Consider the following 18,729-nt stretch of genomic DNA (forward strand, 5'->3'; position numbering starts at 1 on the left):
GCAGCACTCCGCCCAGCAGGTAGGCGCACCATCCGTCGTCGCTGCCCTCGATCTCGGGCCAGCCGAGCGCGCCTTAGAAGCGGCGCAGCGCGGGGAGGTCGCGGGCGCCGAGGGTCACGACCGACAGGCGCGGCGGGATCGACATGCCAGCAGTCTGCCAGGCCTCGAGTTGCGTCGCACCGGCCGTATGGCCGGGCGGAGCGGCCGCGAGACCGGTCAGGGTGGCGCGAAGCGGCGGGCGATCGAGAGGGAGACCCGGAGGTGGCCGACGGCGAGGACGACGGCGGATGCGGCGATCCATGGGTTGCTCAGCCACGCGGCCGTCGCGGCGAAGGTCACGACCGGGAGCACGGCCATCGGGACGGGCATCCGCCACACGGGCCGATAGAGGTCCCAGGCCGCGCGGCCTCGTGCCAGGTATCTGCCCCACAGCGCGTAATAGCCGCCGAGCGACAGCGCGACCAGCGGCAGCCACCACCAGATCAGCGGGCCCGGAGCGGTGAGCGCGGGCACCACCAGGCACAGGGCCTGCCCCGCCCGCTCGACCCAGGTCAAGGGGGCCGGCGCCGTCGAGTCGGGCAACGAATCCCGCGGCGGGAACGGCAGCAGCAGGAGGTTGGGGGCGAGCACGGCCGCCGAGACCACCAGTCCGAGCAGTGAAAACCCCATGGCCGGAGCCTATCGACCGACCGGATGACGCCGTGTCCCCGCGAGCAGAGGTGCTGGGGTGGCGCCCCGGCCGCTGTCGTCGAGGGCATCCGGCGCAGACGGACGAATGGCCAATCGGGCGACGATCGTGGATGTCGCGCAACGGCCGGTGTCGCGATCTCCTCGGTCTCGAGCGCGCTGAACAATCGTCTCGGGGTTTCGGACAGCACGCGTGCGCGCATTCTCGAGGTCGCGGTGGAGCTAGGTTTCGTTCCCTCTTCAACCTGATGTTCCGACAACGATATGGCACGACGCCAAGTCACTGGCGCAGGGCGACCTGAGATCGGGCGCAGGGCGGCGACGTGTCAGCTGCGCTTCATCTGTGTCGTCTTGTGTGGGGCGCCGTTCTTGTCGTAGGTGATCCACTCGCCCACCTGGGCGCCCGACTCGAACGTGCCCGATCGCATGATGGTGCCGTCGATGCGGAACCACTCCCAATAGCCCTCCGGCTCGCCGTTGCGCGTCTGCCCTCGCGCCCAGACCGAGCCGTCTCGGTGCAGCCGGGTGTGCGGTATGAGCTGGTCGGTGTCGGTGTCGGTGTCGGTGTCGTCGTGCGCCGGTGCCATCGTCGCCGCCTCAGCCCGTGAACTGGGCGAGCTGCAGGAGGTTGCCGCAGGTGTCGTCGAGCACGGCGATGATCACCGGACCCATGTCGGTGGGCGGTTGCGTGAAGGTCTCACCGAGACCGACGAGGCGCTCGTACTCGGCCTGCACGTCGTCGACGCCGAGGACGCAGAACGGGATGCCGTCGGCGACGAGGGCGTCGGTGAACGGGATGACGGCGGGGTGGCCCTTCGGCTCCAACGAGATCTGGGTGCCGTTCGGCTGCTCCGGGTCGACGACGGTGAGCCAGCGATGCTCGCCCAACGGGATGTCGGCCGCGACGGTGAACCCCAGGCGCGAGGTGTAGAAGTCGAGTGCGCGCTGCTGGTCGTCGACGAAGATGCTCACGGTCTGAAGCTTCACGGTTTCGCCTTTCTCGGGGGCCATCGCTCGGTGATCTGCGACAGCGGTGTCGTGTCGATGGTGTGGAATTTGTAGCGGCCGCGGCGCTCGGTGCGCACGAGACCCGCCTGCTCGAGCACGTCGAGGTGCTGCGACACGGCCTGCCGCGAGGGCGTCAGGTCGTGCTTCATCGCGAGCTTCGAACAGAGTTCGAACAGGGTCTGTTCGTCGCGCTCCAGGAGTTCGTCGAGCAGGGCCCGCCTCGTCTCATCGGCAATCGCCTTGAACACGTCGGCCACGTGCTCACCATAGGCAAGTGGTTACTTGCATGTCAAGTCTCGCTCGTGCCGCTATGACAGGCGGCGGGCTGCTGCGAGAAGTCCGATGCTCAGAACGAAGGCGCCGAGCGCGAAGATCAGCAGGAGGAATGCGACCTCGTTGCCGCTGAGAAAGATCAGCAAACCCAACGCGAAGGTCGTGATCGCGAGCGCGGCGCAGGTGATCCCGGCGATCCGGAAGGCACCGAAAGCCGGATGGATGCGTCGCTGTGGCCGTGACGCTTGGCGGGGCGGGGTCATCGTAAATGCCTCGCTGACCTGGCGCCCGAAATGGCAGGCATGATGAGGGCGCAGAGTGCGGTGATCTCCTCGGGGCTCACATTTCGAGTGTGAGCTCCTCCCTGCAGCGGAACAACCGGGTAAGCACCATCTTCTTCGACTGTTCATCTTGCCGCGATCGTCCGGCGGCGGTCGTCGAGGCGCACATCTGGGTGGCGCGACGTCAGTCAGATCGATCAGCGTCCGCGCGATGCGTGCAGGCGATACCTGACCACACGGTTGTTCGGGCGGGGGAGCGTCCTTCGCCTTTGCTAGTCTCCGGAAGTGGCGGTGCATCAGGCAGCGCTCGTCTCGCTGAAGCGAGCCCATCACTGATCGGGGGATCGTTGACGCTCACGCTCGAGCAATTTCGCGATGCGCTCGGTGATCCGTCGCGGCGGGCAGCGCTTGGCCTGCCGATGACTGAGGCTGAGGTTCGCGAGGTGCTCGCCGACGAATCGCAGGTCGCCGCCTACTTTGAGATCTGGGAGCGGGATCAAGGACGCAGGGAGGGCAACGCGCACTACTGGCAGCCGTCAGCAGTGGCCGGGTTCGTGCTCTCGGTCGTTGGCATCGTGGCCGGCGGGTACGCGTTTCTTCCGTTTGCCTGGACGGTGACCCCCGGGCTGGTTGTCATACTGACGATTGCCGCCGTCTTGGTTTCGGCCAACGGGTTGAGCGCCTGCGCGGCGAACGGCACCCGTGGTCGAGTACTCGCGATCTGGGGGGTCGTGATCGGGTGCGTGACGGTGGTCGGCGGGATCGCGCTGATCATCCACGTCGTGTCGACGTAGCACACATGGGCTTTCCCCTGTCGTGTGACTTTTGCGCGTTCCGCGACATCTCTAGGGTATGGGGGTGCCTGTGGATGACAGCGGAATGACCGATGCCGCGCTGCTCGAGCGACTGGCTCGCGGAGAGCCCGAAGCGCTGGGTGCGGTCTTCGACCGGCACGCGTCGGCTGTGACCCGGTACGCCTGGGCCCTGGCATCCGATCGCCGCGACGTGGAGGAGCTCGTGCAGGACACGTTCCTCACGGCCTGGCGTCGCGGCGCCTCGATCCCGCAGGAGTCGCTGTTGCCCTGGCTCCTGGTGACCTGCCGCAATCACGCTCTCAATCTTCAACGGCTCCGGGCCAAGCACCGGGCAGACGAATTGCGTGATGACCTGCTCTCGACATCCGGAATCGGAGTCGAAGGTGGGGGCGACGACGCGCGCGATCAGCTGCGGTGGGTGATGGCGGAGATCGAGAAGCTCCCCGCGGTCGACCGCAGGGTGTGCGAGCTGTGCTTGATCGAAGGCCGCTCCTACGCCGAAGCGGCGGAACAGCTGGGTCTGACGGTGGGTGCCGTGAAGCAGCGCGTACTCAGATCCAGAACGCGACTCAGGAAGGTGGTGACCGACGATGAGAACTGATCCTCCGGCCGGCGACGAGCTCGCCCGCCTGCTCGTGACCATGCGCAGCTCCGTGATGACAGCCGCGCTCCAGGATGCGCCCGAGTCGGCCGCGGCCCGGTCCCGGTGGGCGACCGTGCGACGCCGGGTGCTGGGTATCGCGATCGCGGCGGTCAGTCTGCTGGTGATCGGGGGAGGCGGTGCTGCCCTGGCGACCGGCCTCCTCCCGAACCCTTTCGACGGGCCACCCGCGCCACCCGCCACCAGTGCGCCGGCATCCCCGTCGCCGGAGACGCCCACGGCGACGCCGACGCCCTCACCGGAGCCTCCGGCACCCGTCGCGCCGGCTGAGCCGACGGTCGACCCGCTCGACCCCGGAACCTGGGTCGTGGACTACGGCCAGGCCGGCAGCCTCATGGTGGGGGACTCTATAGCGCCATTCGCGGAGGCCGCCGGCCTCCAACCGAATCCGTCGCCGATCGACTGCCCCTCCGGCTTCTACCGGATCGGCAGCTTCGACGAGGACTCGCTCGAGGTGGCTATCGCGTTGACTCAGGCCGATGCGCGGATCAACCCCGTCGACGATCCCGTGCTCACGTACGCCGAATTCCAGACGCGAGGTGTTGCCGGCTCGCCGCTGCCCGATTCGCCGTCGACCCTGGCGGGCATCCGTCTCGGATCGTCGGAAGACGACCTGATCGCCGCCTACCCCGACCTCCGGCAGACCACCTCCCGGTACGACGACACGATGGGCTACACCACCTACGTCTCCGGGCCGGTCGACGGCCGCTACCTCGTGTTCCAGGTCGCATCGTCGCCCGACGGTCCGCGCACGGTGCGTCTCCTCCAGACCTCGACGTGGGACGTGGTCTTCGACATCTGCGACTGATCCGGGCTTCAGGCCGCCAGAGCGTGCTCGTGACGATCAGCTGTGGGCGCGATCGGATCGGACCGCGATAGTGGGGTGCCGATCGACGCCGGCTGGAAGTGTTGGAGGCGAAGGGAGAGCCGTGATCGCTGAGCTGAACAGGCTGGTCGAGTTGGTCGAGGAGCGCCTCACGAGCGAGATCGACGTGGGGGAGCTGGCGCGCGGGCTCGGCACGACCGAGTACCACCTGCGGCGGATGTTCTCGTCGCTGGCCGGGATGCCGCTGTCGGAGTACATCCGGCGGCGTCGCATGACGGTCGCCGCAACGGAGGTTCTGAACGGCGACGAGCTGCTCGGCATCGCGGTGCGGTTCGGGTACGGGTCGACCGAGGCGTTCGGGCGGGCGTTCCGCTCGGTGCACGGCGTCAGCCCCGGCGACGCGCGGCGAGACGGCGGACCCCTTCGCATGCAACCGCAGATCAGGTTCCGCCTGACCGTCGAAGGGAACATCATCATGGACACTCGTCTCGTCGAACGACCCGCCTTCCGGCTCGTCGGGCATGCCGCCCGCGTGCCGCTCATCCACGAGGGGGTCAATCCGCGCATCCAGGCCCACATCGCGTCGCTACCGGAGGCGGAGCACGCACGGCTCAAACAGCTCAGCGACACCGAACCCGCGGGGCTATTGCAGGTGAGCGCGGATGTCGACCCGGACTACCGGGAGGGAAGCGAGCTGACGTATCTGCACGGGGTCGCTGTCTCGCAGGAGACGCCCGTGCCGGATGACCTCGACCGCATCGACGTGCCGGCCGGGATGTGGGCGGTCTTCCGCAGCGAAGGTGAGTACCCCGCGGCGCTGCAGACCGTGTGGGCGGCCACCGCGACGGAGTGGTTTCCGTCGAATCCGTGGCGGCTGCGGCCCGGCCCCTCGATCGTCGCGGTGCTCGAGCGGGCGGAGGACTTCAGCATGGCGACGTGCGAGCTGTGGCTACCGGTCGAGCGCGCCTGACGCAGGCTTACGACTCCGCCGGCGCGTGGCGCTCCAGGAACTCGAAGACCTCTGTTGTGTCGACGCCCGTGAAGCCGGTCGTCGGCATCGCTGCGAGCAGGGACGAGTTCAGGCGCGCCGACGGATGCGACTGGCCGGACCAGGCGGCGGCGAGCGCTGCGGGCGGGCGCCGGCAGCACGACTCGTCCGGGCAGGTGGACGTGAAGCGGTTCGCCGTGTCGCGACCGCGGAACCACTTCGCGTGCGCGAAGGCCGTTCCCACCGACACCGAGAACTGGCCGGTCGCCCCCGGCTGGATGCGCGAGGTGCACCAGTAGGTGCCCGTCGGCTTGTCGGTGTATTGGTGGTACGGGCTGAAGCGGTCCTCCACGTCGAACACCCGGCGCGCGCTCCAGAAGCGGCATACCGTCTGCCCCTCGACCGAGCCCAACGCATCCGTCGGGAAGGCGACGTTGTCGTTCTCGTACGCCTTCGACAGGGTGCCGTTCTCGTGCACCTTGAGGAAGTGCACCGGGATGTCGAGGTGGTGCGTGGCCAGGTTGGTGAAGCGGTGCGCTGCCGTCTCGTAGCTCACGCCGAAGGCGTCGCGCAGGTCCTCCACCGAGAGCTCGCGCGCCTCCTTCGCCTGCTTCAGGATGTCGACCGCGCCCTTCTCGGGCACGAGGAGGGCCGCCGCGAGGTAGTTGGTCTCGACTCGCTGCTGCAGGAACTCGGCGTAGCCGGCCGGCTCGCCGTGCTTGAGCACGTGGGATGACAGCGCCTGCAGCACCACCGATCGGGGGTCGGAATCGGCCGACTGGCCGAGCGGCACGTAGATGCGTCCGTTGCGCAGGTCGGTCACCGATCGGGTGGAGCCAGGGAGGTCGCCCACGTAGTGCAGGGTGAAACCGAGGTGCGATGCCAGGTCGGACACCAGGCGCTGCGATAGCGGCCCACCCGTGTGTCCGACCGCCGCATGAAGCGAAGCCGCCGTCTGCTCGAGTTCGGCGAAGTAGTTGTGGCGCTGGCGCATGGCCTTGCGCAGCGACGTGTTCGCCCGCCGCGCCTCCTCGGGGGTGGCCGCGCGCTCGTTGTGCACCCGCTCGAGCTCGCGGTGCAGGCCCAGGATGGTCTCGATCGCCTCGTCGCTGAGCGACTTGCGCACCGGAAGCGGCGGCAGGCCGAGCGACGCGAAGAGCGGACCCCGCTGCGCCCGCTCCAGCGCGATCTCGAGCGCAGCCCTCCGCGACGGCGCCTCGGCCGAGAGCAGCTGGTCGACGCTGATGTCGAACACCCGCGCGAATCGTTGCAGCTCGCCGAGCTTCAGCTCGCGCTTTCCGTTCTCGATCACCGAGACCTGCGACGGGGCGCGGCCGATGGCGGCGCCGAGGTCGTCGAGGGTGAGTCCGCGGTCGGAGCGGAGCTGGCGGATGCGGCGGCCGATGGTCAATGAATCGAGCATGTAGTCATCATCGACGCGCCCGGATGCGGATGGGGGCATGGCGGCATCCTCTCACCTCCGGTTCTTCAGGAAAACAGAAGAAGGCAGAAATTTCTGTCGAAAATCCGGGTCAAGGATGCGTGCGGTGCCCGGATAGTCGAATTCAGACAGCAATTCCACGGCAGAGGAGCCACCATGACGAACCGACCCGGAGACCAGACCCAGACCGCGGCAGAACTCGAGACCGCCTGGAAGACGGATGCCCGCTGGAACGGCATCGAGCGCGACTACAGCGCCGAAGATGTCATCGCCCTCCGCGGACGGGTGCAGGAAGAGCACACCCTCGCCCGGCGCGGCGCCGAACGCCTCTGGGAGCTCCTCCACGCCGAGGAATGGGTGCCCGCCCTCGGCGCCCTCACCGGCAACCAAGCCGTGCAGCAGGTGCGCGCCGGCCTCAAGGCCATCTACCTCTCGGGCTGGCAGGTCGCCGCCGACGCCAACCTCAGCGGCCAGACCTACCCCGACCAGAGCCTCTACCCCGCCAACTCCGTTCCGAACGTCGTGCGGCGCATCAACAACGCGCTGCTCCGGGCGGACCAGATCGAGGCATCCGAAGGGCTGCCTGAGCGCGAATGGCTGGCGCCGATCGTCGCGGATGCCGAGGCCGGATTCGGCGGGCCGCTCAACGCCTACGAACTCATGACCTCCATGATCGCCGCCGGTGCCGCGGGCGTGCACTGGGAGGACCAGCTGGCCAGTGAGAAGAAGTGCGGGCACATGGGAGGCAAGGTGCTTATCCCGACCTCGCAGCACATCCGCACGCTCAACGCCGCCCGCCTCGCCGCCGACGTCGCAGGTGTACCAAGCATCATCATCGCCCGCACCGACTCGCTCGCCGCCAACCTCATCACGAGCGACGTCGACGAGCGCGACCGCCCGTTCCTCGACGGCACGCGCACGCCTGAGGGCTTCTTCGGAACCACGCCCGGCATCGAGACGGTGCTCGCCCGCGGGCTCGCCTACGCGCCCTACGCCGACCTGCTCTGGGTGGAGTCGTCGGAGCCCGACATCGAGCTGGCCCGGCGATTCGCGGAGGTCATCCACGCCGAGTTCCCCGGCAAGCTGCTGGCTTACAACTGCTCGCCGTCCTTCAACTGGAAGAGCAAGTTGAACGACGAGCAGATCGCCAGCTTCCAGCGCGAGCTCGCGGCGATGGGATACGCGTTCCAGTTCATCACCCTCGCGGGCTTCCACGCCCTCAACCACTCCATGTACACGCTCGCCCGCGGCTACGGCGAGCGGCACATGAGCGCTTACGTCGAGCTACAGGAGGCCGAATTCGCCTCCGAGGCCGACGGCTACACGGCGACGCGCCACCAGCGCGAAGTCGGCACCGGCTATTTCGACCGAATCGCCACGGCCCTGAACCCCTCGAGCGCCACTCTCGCGCTCGTCGGGTCGACCGAATCCGAGCAGTTCCACTGATCCGTCGTCACAACTCGATGGAGTTCGGGGTCGGATGCGCCGCAGAGCCCATCCATTCGTCGCATCGCCCCAGAACTCCATCGACTTCGACACATCCGAAAGGCCACGACATGTCCCACACCAGAACCAGCGCCATCACCATCCACGCCGAGCACGGCGACCGCTTCGACGAGATCCTCACCCCCGAGGCGCTCGCGTTCGTCGCCCGGCTGCACGACCAGTTCGCCGGCCGCCGGCAGGAGCGCCTGAACGACCGGATGCTCCAGCGCAAGGCCATCGAGAACGGCCGCAACCTGCGATTCCTGCCCGAGACATCCGCGATCCGCGAGAACACCGAATGGCGCGTCGCGGGCGCCGGGCCGGGTCTCGAAGACCGCCGGGTCGAGATCACCGGACCGACCGACCGCAAGATGACGGTCAACGCCCTCAACTCGGGCGCCAAGGCCTGGCTCGCCGACCTCGAAGACGCCACGAGCCCCACCTGGGAGAACGTGATCGGCGGGCAGATCAACCTGTTCGACGCGATCCGCGGGCAGGTCGACTTCACCAGCGACGAGGGCAAGGAGTACCGGGTCGGCGCGCAGACGCCGACGATCATCCTGCGGCCGCGCGGCTGGCACCTCGTCGAGAAGCACCTCGGCTACCGGGACCGTGCCGGACACACCCGGCCGGCGTCGGCCTCCCTCGTCGACTTCGGACTCTACTTCTTCCACAACGCCCAGGCGCTCATCGCCGCCGGCCGCGGTCCGTACTTCTACCTGCCCAAGCTCGAGAACCACCTCGAGGCCCGGCTGTGGGACGACATCTTCACCTTCTCGGAGAACGCCCTCGGCATCGCGCGCGGCACCATCCGGGCGACGGTGCTGATCGAGACGATCACGGCCGCCTACGAGATGGACGAGATCCTCTACGAACTGCGCGACCACTGCGCCGGCCTCAACGCCGGCCGCTGGGACTACATCTTCTCGATCATCAAGAACTTCCGGGATCGCGGCCGCAGCTACGTCTTCCCCGACCGCGACCAGATCACCATGACGGTCCCGTTCATGCGGGCCTACACCGATCTGCTCGTGCAGACCTGCCACAAGCGGGGAGCACATGCCATCGGAGGCATGAGCGCTTTCATCCCGAATCGGCGCGACCCCGAGGTTACCGAGCGAGCACTCGCGAAGGTGGCCGACGATAAGCGGCGCGAGGCGGGCGACGGGTTCGACGGCACCTGGGTGGCGCATCCGGATCTCATCCCCACCGCCCGCGCCGAGTTCGACGCGGTGCTCGGCGAAGCTCCCAACCAGGTCGAACGGCAGCGCCTCGAGGTGCACGTCACGGCCGGCGAGCTCGTCGACCTGAGCGCGCTCGAACCGCGGGTGACGGATGCCGGTGTGCGGTCGAACGTGTCGGTCGCCCTCCGCTACATCGAGAGCTGGCTGCGCGGGATCGGCGCCGCCGCGATCGACAACCTGATGGAGGATGCCGCCACCGCCGAGATCTCGCGCTCGCAGCTGTGGCAGTGGATCCACCAGGGCGTCGTGACCGAGGAGGGCACGCGCATCACCCGGGCCTCCGTCGAGACGGTGCTGCACGACGTGATCCGCGAGCTCGACCGCTCACTCGCCGACCGCTACGACGACGCCGAGAACATCCTGCACCAGGTCGCCCTGGAGGACGACTTCCCCACGTTCCTCACGATCCCGGCGTACGCGCACTACCTCGTCGATGTGGCTCCGGCGCGGGAGTTCGTCGCCGCCTAGCCGAGCGTTCAGAAACGCAAACGTGGTGGTGTCCGCGCCCTATACAGGCCGGTTGCCACCACGTTTGCGCTTTCCGACGCCGACCTCCTCCATAATTGCGTTCTATGGACGGCGAAACCGTGGGCACGATCGTGTGGGTCGTGTCGTTCGTGGTGGTCACCGTCGCGGTGACGGGACTGTCGCGGCGGGTGGGGTGGTCGGCGCCAGTGGCGCTCGTGCTCGTGGGCGCCGTGGTGTCGTTCATCCCGGGCGTGCCGAACATCGAGGTGGAACCCGACCTCATCCTGTACGGACTCCTACCGCCCCTGCTGTTCGCTGCCGCCATCCGCACCTCGTTCGCCGACGTGCGGGCCCGGCGCGACAGCATCCTGCTGCTCTCGGTGGGGCTCGTCGCGTTCACAGTCGTGGCCGTCGGTCTCACCGCCTGGCTCATCATCCCGGCCATCAGCCTCGCCGCCGCCTTCGCGTTCGGAGCCGTGGTGGCCCCGACGGATGCGGTGGCCGTGACCGCGGTCGCCGGTCGTCTCAACCTGCCCCGGCGTCTCGTGACGGTGCTCGAAGGCGAGAGCCTTCTCAACGACGCCACCGCCCTGGTGGCCTTGAACGCCGCCGTGGCCGCGATCGTTGCCACGCTCAACCCCGGCGCGGTGGTGCTCGAATTCGGACTCGCCGTGGTCGGCGGGGTGGGCGTCGGGCTCGCCATCGGCTTCGTGATGGCGTTCATCCGCAAGCAGCTGAAGTCGCCCGTGCTCGACACCAGCCTGTCGTTGATCACGCCGTACATCGCCTTCATCCCGGCCCAGTTCATCCACGGGTCCGGGGTGCTGGCCGTCGTCGTGGCCGGCCTCTACCTCGGCTATCGCGCGCCCGTCATCCAGACCGCCGAAGCCCGCATCGCCGAGTCGCTCAACTGGCGCACCATCCAGTTCCTGCTCGAGAACGCGGTGTTCCTCTTCATCGGGCTGAGCCTGTTCTCGATCTTCCAGGCCGCCGTGGTCGCCGGGCCCGGGTTCTGGGAGACCGTGCTCATCTCGATCATCCTGCTGGTCGTGCTCTTCCTCTCCCGACTGATCTGGATGGTGTTCACCACCACGCTCTACCGCTACGGCCCGCGACGCCTGCGCTCGAGAGGGTGGAGCTGGCGCAACGGCATCGCCGTGTCGTTCGCGGGCATCCGGGGCGTGGTGACGCTGGCTGCCGTGTTCCTGCTGCCGGAGGAGACGCCGGGCCGCGCATTCCTGCAGTTCCTGGCCTTCGTGGTCGTGGTGGGCACGCTGCTCGAAGGGCTGACCCTGCCGATCATCATCCGGCTGCTGCGCCTGCCGCCGCCCGACTACTCGCAGGAGCAGACCGAGGCGCACATGCTGATGGCCGAGGCCCAGAGCGTGGGCCTCGCGCGCCTCGAGGAAGAGGTGAGCGACACCGACGAGGAACGGGTGGTGCAGCGGCTGCGCCTGAACGCCACCTTCCTCACCGACGCGCTCGAGAACCCCGCCGCGGAGGGAGTCGAACCGCCGGCCAAGGCCTACAACCGGCTGCGGCGCATCATGATCGCCGCCGAGCGTCAGGCCGTGCTCGACGCCCGGCGCGAGGGGCGCTACCAAGAGCGCGCGGTGAAGTCCGTGCTCGCCAAGATCGACGTCGAGGAGACTGAACTCAACATCGGCCGCCCGCGGAAGACCGAGTGAGCCCGGACGTCCCAACGTCGCGACGACCGGCACCGCTGGCGCACGCGGTTGACGTCTCGGTGGGCGAAGTCCGGGGCTGAGACCTACTCCGGGCGCAGCCTGAGGTTCTGCATGCCGCCGTCGACCGCGATCGACGCGCCGGTGGTCGAACCCGACCGCGGACTCGCGAGGTAGGCCACGGCGTCGGCGACCTCGGATGCCTCGACCAGGCGTCCGTGGGGCTGGCGGGCGTTGAGTGCCGCGCGTTCTGCGGCCGGGTCGTCGGCCTGATCGAGGAGGCGGGCGACCCAGGGGGTGTCGGCCGTGCCGGGGTTGACGCAATTGACGCGGATGCCCTCGCGAAGGTGATCCGCCGCCATGGCGCGGGTGAGCGAGAGCACGGCGCCCTTGGTGGCGGAGTAGAGGGCACGGGCGGGGAGGCCGGCGGTGGCGGCGATCGACGAGGTGTTGACCACCGCGGCCGAGGGCGACTCGCGGAGGTAGGGGAGGGCGGCTCGCGTGACGCGCGCCATCCCGACCACGTTGATGTCGAAGACCCGGTGCCACTCCTCGTCGTCGTTGTCGGCGACGGTTCCGACCGCGCCGATGCCGGCGTTGTTGATGACGATGTCGATGCGTCCGAACTTCTCGGCCACGTCGGCGATCGCGGCGCGCACCGACGCGTCGTCGGCCACGTTCGCGGCGAGAGCGAAGTGCGCCGGGTTCGCGCCGGCGGGGTTGAGGTCGAGCACGGCGACATCCGCGCCGCCCTCGCGGAGGCGGTCGGCGATGGCCGCCCCGATGCCCGACGCGCCGCCGGTGACGACGGCAACGAGACCGCTGAACTCGCTGCCGCTCACGCCACGAACTCCTGCCGCTGGTGGCCGAGGCCTTCGATCTCGATGTCGACGACGTCGCCGGCCTTGAGATAGGGGAATCGACCCGAGAGCGCCACGCCTTCGGGCGTGCCGGTGAGGATGAGGTCGCCGGGCTCGAACGCCATGTACTGGCTGAGCTGGTAGACGATCTGCTCGACGCCGAAGATGAGGTCGGCGGTGCTCGAGTCCTGTCGCGGCTCCCCGTTCACGAAGGAACGGAGCCGCAGGTTCGTGTGATCGACCTCGTCGGGGGTCACCAGCCACGGCCCCACCGGGCTGAACCCGGGAGCGCTCTTGCCCTTCGACCACTGGCCGCCCGAGATCTCGATCTGCCACTCGCGTTCGGACAGGTCGTTCGCCACCACGAAGCCGGCGATGTGCGCCAGGCTGTCGGCGGGGGAGTCGAGGTAGGAGGTGTGCTTGCCGATGACGACGCCGAGCTCGACTTCCCAGTCGGTCTTGCTGCTGCCGCGCGGGATGCGGGCGACGTCGTTCGGGCCGACGACGGTGTTCGGCGTCTTCAGGAAGATGATCGGCACCTCGGGCGGGGCGGAACCCGACTCGGCGGCGTGCGCGGCGTAGTTCATGCCGACGCAGACCACGGCCGAGGGCCGGGCGATCGGCGCACCGATGCGCTGGGCTGCGGCATCCCTCAGCTCGGGCAGTTCGCCGACGGCCAGCGCCGCGCGCACCCGCTCGGCCCCACCGCTCGCCAGGAAGCCGCCGTCGATGTCGGCCGTGATCCCGGAGAGGTCGAAGTAGGTGTCGCCCTCGAGGAGCACGGGGCGCTCCTGGCCGAGTTCACCGAGTCGCAGGAATTTCATGGAGCTGCTTTCCTCATCTACTGTGGGTCGCTAACATCAGAACTATAGCGCCGAGCGTGGCCGAAATGCGGCCCGAAACCGTGACTTAGCCGCGTTTGACAGGTTAGACATCCGATCTTTATGCTCGAACCGACACTCACAGAGGAGGGCTGCACTCGGATGCCGCACATCGAATTCGGTTCTCTCGGCTACGGCGCGGCGAACCTCGGCAATCTCTATCGCGAGCTCTCCGACGAGGTGGCCCAGGAGATCCTGGAGACGGCGTGGGAGTCGGGCATCCGCTACTTCGACACGGCTCCGCACTACGGTCTCGGCCTCTCCGAGCGCCGGCTCGGCGCGTTCCTGCGCACGAAGCCGCGCGAGGAGTACGTGCTCTCCACCAAGGTCGGCCGGCTTCTCCGCCCGAACCCCGAGGGCGCCGGCACCCTCGACCTCGCGGCCGACTTCGCCGTGCCCGCCGATCAGAAGCGGGTCTGGGACTTCACAGCCGACGGCATCCGTCGCAGCCTCGATGAGTCGCTCGAACGCCTCGGCCTCGACCGCGTCGACGTGCTCTTCCTGCACGACCCCGAGCGCAACGACCTCGAGAGCGGTCTGCGCGAAGCTGTGCCGGCGCTGGTGGGTCTCCGCGAGGAGGGGCTCGTCAGCGCCGTCGGGGTGGGATCGATGTCGACGGAGGCGCTGCTCGGCAGTGCGCGCACCGGCGCGATCGACCTGCTCATGACAGCCGGCCGCTACACGCTGGCCGAACAGCCCGTGTTCCCCGAGGTGCTCGAAGCCTGCGCCGAGAACGGGGTGGGCATCGTCAATGCGTCGGTCTTCAACTCCGGCCTGCTCGCCACCAACGAACCGGGTGCCGATTCCCGCTACGAATACGGTGGGGTGCCGGCCGGCACGCTCGCTCGGGTGCAGGCCATCGCCGCCGTCGCCCGCGACCACGGCGTCGAGCTGCCCGCGGCGGCCCTGCAGTACACGCTGCGGGATCCCCTGGTGCGCACGGTCGTGGTGGGCAGCAGCAAGCCGGCCCAGCTGCGCGAGAACGTGGAGCGGATGAGCGCACCCATCCCCGAGGAGTTCTGGCAGCAGCTCGTCGACGAAGCCCTGGTGCGCCGATGATCGTCGACGGCCACCTCCACCTCTGGACCCTCGGCGACGGCGCCTACCCCTGGCTCACCCCCGAAGCAGGCGAGCTCTACGCCGACTTCGACGCCGATCAGGCGGGCGCCGAGCTCGAGACCGCCGGCGTCGATCGCGCCGTGCTGGTGCAGGCCGACGACACCGACGCCGACACGGATGCGATGCTGCAGGTCGCCGACACCCACGCCTGGGTCGCCGGCGTGGTCGGCTGGGTGCAGCTCGACGACCCCGAGCGGGCCGCGGCGCAACTCGAACGGCGCCTGGCGCATCCCGCCTTCCGCGGCGTGCGCCATCTCGTGCACGGTGACCCGCGCGACGAGTTCCTCGAACTGCCGGCTGTGCGCCGGTCCCTCGGGCTCCTCGCCGCACACGGGCTCGCCTACGACGTGCCGAACGCCTGGCCCCGGCACCTCGCGCAGGTGACGGCGCTCGCCGCAGCCCTCCCTGAGCTCGCCATCGTGATCGACCACCTCGCCAAGCCCCCGCGTGGGGCGGCCGACTTCGCCGACTGGCGGGCCGAGATCGAGCGCTCGGCCGCGCATCCGAACACCGTGGGCAAGGTCTCCGGACTCCGGATGCCGGGCACCGACTACTCCGTCGATGCCCTGCGCGAGGTGTGGGATGTCGCCCTCACCGCGTTCGGGCCCGAGCGCCTGCTCTGGGGCAGCGACTGGCCCATCACGGTTCCCGACGGAGGCTACCGGCCGACCTATGAAGTGCTCGCGGCACTGATGGACGAGTTGTCGCCGGCGGAGCGGGACTCCGTGCTGGGCGGTACGGCCACGCGCGTGTACGGCCTGGCGGTCGACGCGGCCGAATCGCCCGAGGTGCCCGAGGAGACCGGCGCCTAGAGGTCAGACGTCTCGGCAGCGTCGGTCACCGACGTGCTCCAGCGACGGAGCCAGTGCTCGATGCCCGAGATGTGCGCGATCATCAGCGCCTCGGCGAGCTTCGCGTCGCCCGCTTCGAGCGCGTCGACGATGGCGGAGTGCTCGGACAGGGTGCGCGCGGTCGCGTTCTCCTCGGTCAGCCCGCGCCACAGTCGGGCGCGGAGGGTGTGCCCCGAGAGCGACTCGATCAGGGTGGTGAGGTAGGAGTTCCCCGCCGCCTCGACGATCGCGGCGTGGAATCCGATGTCATGGGCCACGAGGTCTTCGACCGACTTCGACTCGTCGACGTCGGCGATGTGCCCGCGCAGCGCGGCAATTCGGGCGGCATCCATGTGCGCAGCGGCCATGCCGGCAGCCGCGGGCTCCAGGATGCGCCGCACGGCGAAGAGCTCGAGGATCGAGTCGTCGTCGTGCAGGTCGACCACGAAGGTCATCGCTTCCAGGAGCAGGCGGGGCTCGAGACTCGTGACGTAGGTGCCGTCACCGCGCCGGACGTCCAGCACCCGGATGACCTCGAGAGCTTTGACGGCCTCGCGCATGGAGCTGCGGGACAGGCCGAGGCGCTCGCTCAACTCCTTCTCGGGTGGAAGCCGGTCGCCGGGCGCGAGCTCGCCGCGCAGGATCATGTCCTTGATCTTGAGGATCGCTTCGTCGGTCACGGCCATGCAGTGATCCTACCTTTGCGGCACCGGACCGGATCGACGCGTGCGACTACTGCACCTGGCTCGTCGTCACGATCTTCGTCCACGGCCCGGGCGGAACCGCCGCGTCGTCGACGAACTGCCAGGAGATTCCTCCCTGTTCCCCGTTCAGCTCGTCGAAGTTCAGACAGCCCACCACCGCGGGGGAGACATCCATTCCCGCTCCGCCGTAGCGGGCGTTCAACGGCCGAGCGTTGTCGGTGCCGAAGACGTACTCGGCGTCGTTGTATTCACCCGGCCCGGCGTCTTCGATCTGGGCGTAGCAGGTCGCGCCGTTGTAGCTGAGGGCCACCCAGCGGTTCTTCATGTAGCTGAAGTTTGGGTCGCCGGAGTGGGAGGCGTAGGGCTCCTGGCCGGCCCACGGCACCACCTGGTCGCGTCGGGCGAAGGCGGCGGGATCGTTCACGTCGTCGAAGGGCAGATCCAGATAGAACGGGTTCTCCAGAGGTGTCATCTGGGTGGGGAAGTAGTCGTTCGCCGCCGTGCGGGCCTCGGTCTCGCAGCTGCCGCCGGCCGTGGTGCCGTCGCAGCCGCCATAGCTCGCGAGCCAGTTGCTGTCGTAGGTGGAGAGCACCTGGCTGCCGTCGTCGGCGTTCGGGTCGAAGATCTCACCCACCCAGAAGGTCGTGCCCACGATGTCGGTGTGGAGCGGGTAGCTCGAGCCGCCTCCCGGGGCAGCGGTCGAGGTCGGTGTCTGCACGGTTCCTCCGCATCCTGCCAATTCGATGCACGGCTTGAACAACGAGCATCCGGTCAGGGATGCCCCGGTGAGGGCGGCGAGCAGAACCCCCGCGGCGATGCGCGCCTGGCGCATCGTCGCGGGGGCCCCGTTCCGGCCAGACCGGGTCATTGGCTTCCGCCGCTCGCACCGGTCGACGGGGGCATCGAGGGCGTCGGGCTACTGGGAGCGGGACTGGCCGGAGTCGTGGCCGGCGGGGTCTCCGCCGGAGGGGTCTCGGCCGGCGGCGTCGACGCGGGGGGTGTCGACGTGGCGGCCGGGTCGGGAGCCGGGTTCATGTGCACTTCCACCGGACCCTGCACCTTCGGCGCCACCGAGGGGGCCGGAGCCGGGGCGATTGACGGGGCCGGTGCGCCGACGCTGTCGTAGAGCGCGTAGTCGTCGGTCACCAGCGTGCCGTTGCTGAACACGTTCAGTCCGAAGCTGATGCCGGTGAACCCGGTGGGGATCGCGGGTGTCGTGAAGACCGCCTCCGTGAAGGTCAGGCTCGAGGGGAACCAGGGACTCGAGGTCCAGTACTGCCAGACGCCCGAGGTGGTGCGCAGATAGATCGCGAACTGCGTCACCGTGGTCGAATTGTAGAACGCCCTCATCGAGTAGGTGTGACCGGGCACCACCGTCGGACTGCAGGCGCCGAGGTCGAAGGTGGGCAGCAGTTTCGCATCCCCGTCGACGTAGTTGGCCACCGAGACGTATCCAGCGACGGTGCCGGTGCGGGCGGGCGAGGTCCAGGTGATGGTCGGGGTGTTGTTGCCGTAGCCGCCGGTCATCCAGCAGCTCGGCAGACCGAAGGAGCCCATGGTCTCCATGCTCGGGTTCACCACGGCGTTCACGCCGGGGCCGGCCGCGGGCGTGACAGGCCCGGCTTTCGCGGGCTTGAGCGTGCCGCCGATCACCTGGTCGACCGTCTTCACCACCGTGTTGTTGGTGGTCGCACGCGGCGCGAGCCATTGGATGAACTGCGTGAACACCGTCGGTGTGACGTTCAGGTCGCATCCGCTCGCGCAGACGTTATGGAAGGTGAAGGGCACCCAGCCGCCGGTCTTCTCGGCGTTGGTGACGGAGGCCTTGAGGTCGGCCAGGGTCCAGGTGTTGTCGACCTGGTCGAGCGCCTTGAGGTAGTAGGGATTCGCCGGCGGGATCTTCTCGGTGTAGCCGCAGCCCGTGCAACCGAAGCGGCTCTGCAGGTCGCCGAGCATCCGCGCGCTGTTGTAGCCACAGTTCTTCGCGGCCGTCTCATTCGCGGGGATGCTGGAGGCGAACGGATACGCGAAGCTCTTCACCGTGTAGCCCCAGCTCATCAACGTGCTGCGGTCGTTGCAGATCTGCCGGGCCACCTCGTCGGCGGGGAGCACCGCGAGGTCGGGATGGTTGACCGTGTGTCCGCCGATCTCGTGACCGGCCGCCTTCAGCGAGTCGAGATCGGCGCGGGTGAAGTACCCGGCGGCGCCGACGAATCCCGACACCACGTAGAAGGTGCCCTTCATCTTGAGGGTGTTCATCGCCGAGGCGGCCGCGAGCTGGTTCGCGTTGCCGTCGTCGAAGGTGAGGCTGATCACCGTCTGCGGCTTGGCCGCAGCGGGCGCGGCGGCCGGTGCGGCCGCCGCCGCTGCCGTGGGAACGGCGACGGCGACGACCAGGGCCGACACGGCCAGGAGGGTCGCGAACGGGCGCCAACGCGCTTTCGTGGGTGGGGTGGTGCCTCGTTGCACGATG

General features: G+C 68.8%; 21 protein-coding genes. 10 read left to right on the plus strand and 11 right to left on the minus strand.

The features are described 5' to 3' along the window. Nucleotides 1–216 precede the first annotated feature (216 nt). Nucleotides 217–669, minus strand: coding sequence for a hypothetical protein (locus ACFJGU_RS13765; RefSeq protein WP_382304072.1), 453 nt, complete (start codon nt 667–669; stop codon nt 217–219). A gap of 24 nt (nt 670–693) precedes the next feature. Between ACFJGU_RS13765 and ACFJGU_RS13770 the strand changes: the two genes are divergently transcribed. After that, nucleotides 694–936 (plus strand): helix-turn-helix domain-containing protein, encoded by a 243-nt coding sequence (locus ACFJGU_RS13770; protein WP_382304073.1) that lies wholly within the window; start codon nt 694–696, stop codon nt 934–936. Nucleotides 937–1,013: 77 nt separating this feature from the next. On the opposite strand, the gene ACFJGU_RS13775 is transcribed toward ACFJGU_RS13770, so the two are convergent. Genes ACFJGU_RS13775 through ACFJGU_RS13790 form a run of 4 tightly spaced genes read right to left on the minus strand, consistent with a single transcriptional unit; the run spans nt 1,014 to nt 2,231 of the window. After that, the gene (locus ACFJGU_RS13775; protein WP_382304074.1) at nt 1,014–1,274 is read right to left on the minus strand and encodes a toxin-antitoxin system YwqK family antitoxin; all 261 of its coding nucleotides are present in this window, start codon (nt 1,272–1,274) and stop codon (nt 1,014–1,016) included. A 10-nt stretch (nt 1,275–1,284) separates the two neighbouring features. After that, the gene (locus ACFJGU_RS13780) at nt 1,285–1,674 is read right to left on the minus strand and encodes a VOC family protein (protein WP_382304075.1); all 390 of its coding nucleotides are present in this window, start codon (nt 1,672–1,674) and stop codon (nt 1,285–1,287) included. Further along, entirely contained in the window at nt 1,671–1,952 is a 282-nt protein-coding gene (locus ACFJGU_RS13785; RefSeq protein ID WP_382304076.1) for an ArsR/SmtB family transcription factor, read from the minus strand. The genes ACFJGU_RS13780 and ACFJGU_RS13785 overlap by 4 nt, the downstream gene beginning before the upstream one ends. 51 nt (nt 1,953–2,003) lie before the next feature. Then, nucleotides 2,004–2,231, minus strand: a complete 228-nt coding sequence (locus ACFJGU_RS13790) for a hypothetical protein (RefSeq protein ID WP_382304077.1) — start codon at nt 2,229–2,231, stop codon at nt 2,004–2,006. Nucleotides 2,232–2,596: 365 nt separating this feature from the next. Between ACFJGU_RS13790 and ACFJGU_RS13795 the strand changes: the two genes are divergently transcribed. From ACFJGU_RS13795 to ACFJGU_RS13810, 4 genes are all read left to right on the plus strand, one after another. Continuing rightward, nucleotides 2,597–3,043 carry a hypothetical protein gene (locus ACFJGU_RS13795; protein ID WP_382304078.1) on the plus strand — a complete coding sequence of 149 codons (447 nt, stop codon included), beginning with the start codon at nt 2,597–2,599 and terminating at the stop codon, nt 3,041–3,043. A gap of 64 nt (nt 3,044–3,107) precedes the next feature. Beyond that, a complete protein-coding gene (locus ACFJGU_RS13800; protein ID WP_382304079.1) occupies nt 3,108–3,665 on the plus strand; it encodes an RNA polymerase sigma factor in 558 nt (185 codons plus the stop codon). Further along, nucleotides 3,655–4,533 (plus strand): hypothetical protein, encoded by an 879-nt coding sequence (locus tag ACFJGU_RS13805; protein WP_382304080.1) that lies wholly within the window; start codon nt 3,655–3,657, stop codon nt 4,531–4,533. The genes ACFJGU_RS13800 and ACFJGU_RS13805 overlap by 11 nt, the downstream gene beginning before the upstream one ends. 121 nt (nt 4,534–4,654) lie before the next feature. Continuing rightward, entirely contained in the window at nt 4,655–5,521 is an 867-nt protein-coding gene (locus ACFJGU_RS13810; protein WP_382304081.1) for a GyrI-like domain-containing protein, read from the plus strand. Nucleotides 5,522–5,528: 7 nt separating this feature from the next. On the opposite strand, the gene ACFJGU_RS13815 is transcribed toward ACFJGU_RS13810, so the two are convergent. Further along, on the minus strand, nt 5,529–6,962 hold the full coding sequence (locus ACFJGU_RS13815) for a helix-turn-helix domain-containing protein (protein WP_382304082.1): 1,434 nt from the start codon (nt 6,960–6,962) through the stop codon (nt 5,529–5,531). Between the two features lie 174 nt (nt 6,963–7,136). Here ACFJGU_RS13815 and aceA point away from each other — a divergent pair, with 174 nt between their 5' ends. The 3 genes from aceA (at nt 7,137) to ACFJGU_RS13830 (ending at nt 11,865) form a co-directional block, all read left to right on the plus strand. After that, nucleotides 7,137–8,426: an isocitrate lyase gene (gene aceA / locus ACFJGU_RS13820; RefSeq protein WP_382304083.1), complete on the plus strand. Its 1,290-nt coding sequence runs from the start codon at nt 7,137–7,139 to the stop codon at nt 8,424–8,426. A gap of 110 nt (nt 8,427–8,536) precedes the next feature. Continuing rightward, entirely contained in the window at nt 8,537–10,177 is a 1,641-nt protein-coding gene (gene aceB, locus ACFJGU_RS13825; protein WP_382304084.1) for a malate synthase A, read from the plus strand. A 104-nt stretch (nt 10,178–10,281) separates the two neighbouring features. Continuing rightward, nucleotides 10,282–11,865 carry a Na+/H+ antiporter gene (locus ACFJGU_RS13830; RefSeq protein WP_382304085.1) on the plus strand — a complete coding sequence of 528 codons (1,584 nt, stop codon included), beginning with the start codon at nt 10,282–10,284 and terminating at the stop codon, nt 11,863–11,865. Between the two features lie 83 nt (nt 11,866–11,948). On the opposite strand, the gene ACFJGU_RS13835 is transcribed toward ACFJGU_RS13830, so the two are convergent. Together ACFJGU_RS13835 and ACFJGU_RS13840 are read right to left on the minus strand one after the other, a co-directional pair. After that, the gene (locus ACFJGU_RS13835; protein ID WP_382304086.1) at nt 11,949–12,704 is read right to left on the minus strand and encodes an SDR family NAD(P)-dependent oxidoreductase; all 756 of its coding nucleotides are present in this window, start codon (nt 12,702–12,704) and stop codon (nt 11,949–11,951) included. Further along, nucleotides 12,701–13,546, minus strand: a complete 846-nt coding sequence (locus ACFJGU_RS13840) for a fumarylacetoacetate hydrolase family protein (RefSeq protein ID WP_382304087.1) — start codon at nt 13,544–13,546, stop codon at nt 12,701–12,703. The genes ACFJGU_RS13835 and ACFJGU_RS13840 overlap by 4 nt, the downstream gene beginning before the upstream one ends. A 159-nt stretch (nt 13,547–13,705) precedes the next feature. Here ACFJGU_RS13840 and ACFJGU_RS13845 point away from each other — a divergent pair, with 159 nt between their 5' ends. Continuing rightward, the gene (locus ACFJGU_RS13845; RefSeq protein WP_382304088.1) at nt 13,706–14,662 is read left to right on the plus strand and encodes an aldo/keto reductase; all 957 of its coding nucleotides are present in this window, start codon (nt 13,706–13,708) and stop codon (nt 14,660–14,662) included. Continuing rightward, nucleotides 14,659–15,534, plus strand: a complete 876-nt coding sequence (locus ACFJGU_RS13850; protein WP_382304089.1) for an amidohydrolase family protein — start codon at nt 14,659–14,661, stop codon at nt 15,532–15,534. Before ACFJGU_RS13845 ends, ACFJGU_RS13850 begins: the two co-directional genes overlap by 4 nt. Here ACFJGU_RS13850 and ACFJGU_RS13855 read toward each other — a convergent pair. Genes ACFJGU_RS13855 through ACFJGU_RS13865 form a run of 3 tightly spaced genes read right to left on the minus strand, consistent with a single transcriptional unit; the run spans nt 15,531 to nt 18,725 of the window. Continuing rightward, a complete protein-coding gene (locus ACFJGU_RS13855; RefSeq protein WP_382304090.1) occupies nt 15,531–16,238 on the minus strand; it encodes a FadR/GntR family transcriptional regulator in 708 nt (235 codons plus the stop codon). The genes ACFJGU_RS13850 and ACFJGU_RS13855 overlap by 4 nt on opposite strands. Nucleotides 16,239–16,284: 46 nt before the next feature. Further along, nucleotides 16,285–17,124 carry a hypothetical protein gene (locus tag ACFJGU_RS13860; RefSeq protein ID WP_382304091.1) on the minus strand — a complete coding sequence of 280 codons (840 nt, stop codon included), beginning with the start codon at nt 17,122–17,124 and terminating at the stop codon, nt 16,285–16,287. Continuing rightward, nucleotides 17,121–18,725: a polysaccharide deacetylase family protein gene (locus ACFJGU_RS13865; protein WP_382304092.1), complete on the minus strand. Its 1,605-nt coding sequence runs from the start codon at nt 18,723–18,725 to the stop codon at nt 17,121–17,123. The genes ACFJGU_RS13860 and ACFJGU_RS13865 overlap by 4 nt, the downstream gene beginning before the upstream one ends. Between the last annotated feature and the right edge of the window lie 4 nt (nt 18,726–18,729).

The organism is Herbiconiux sp. UC225_62 (assembly GCF_042694625.1).
In the GTDB taxonomy this organism is placed as follows: Bacteria; Actinomycetota; Actinomycetes; order Actinomycetales; family Microbacteriaceae; genus Herbiconiux.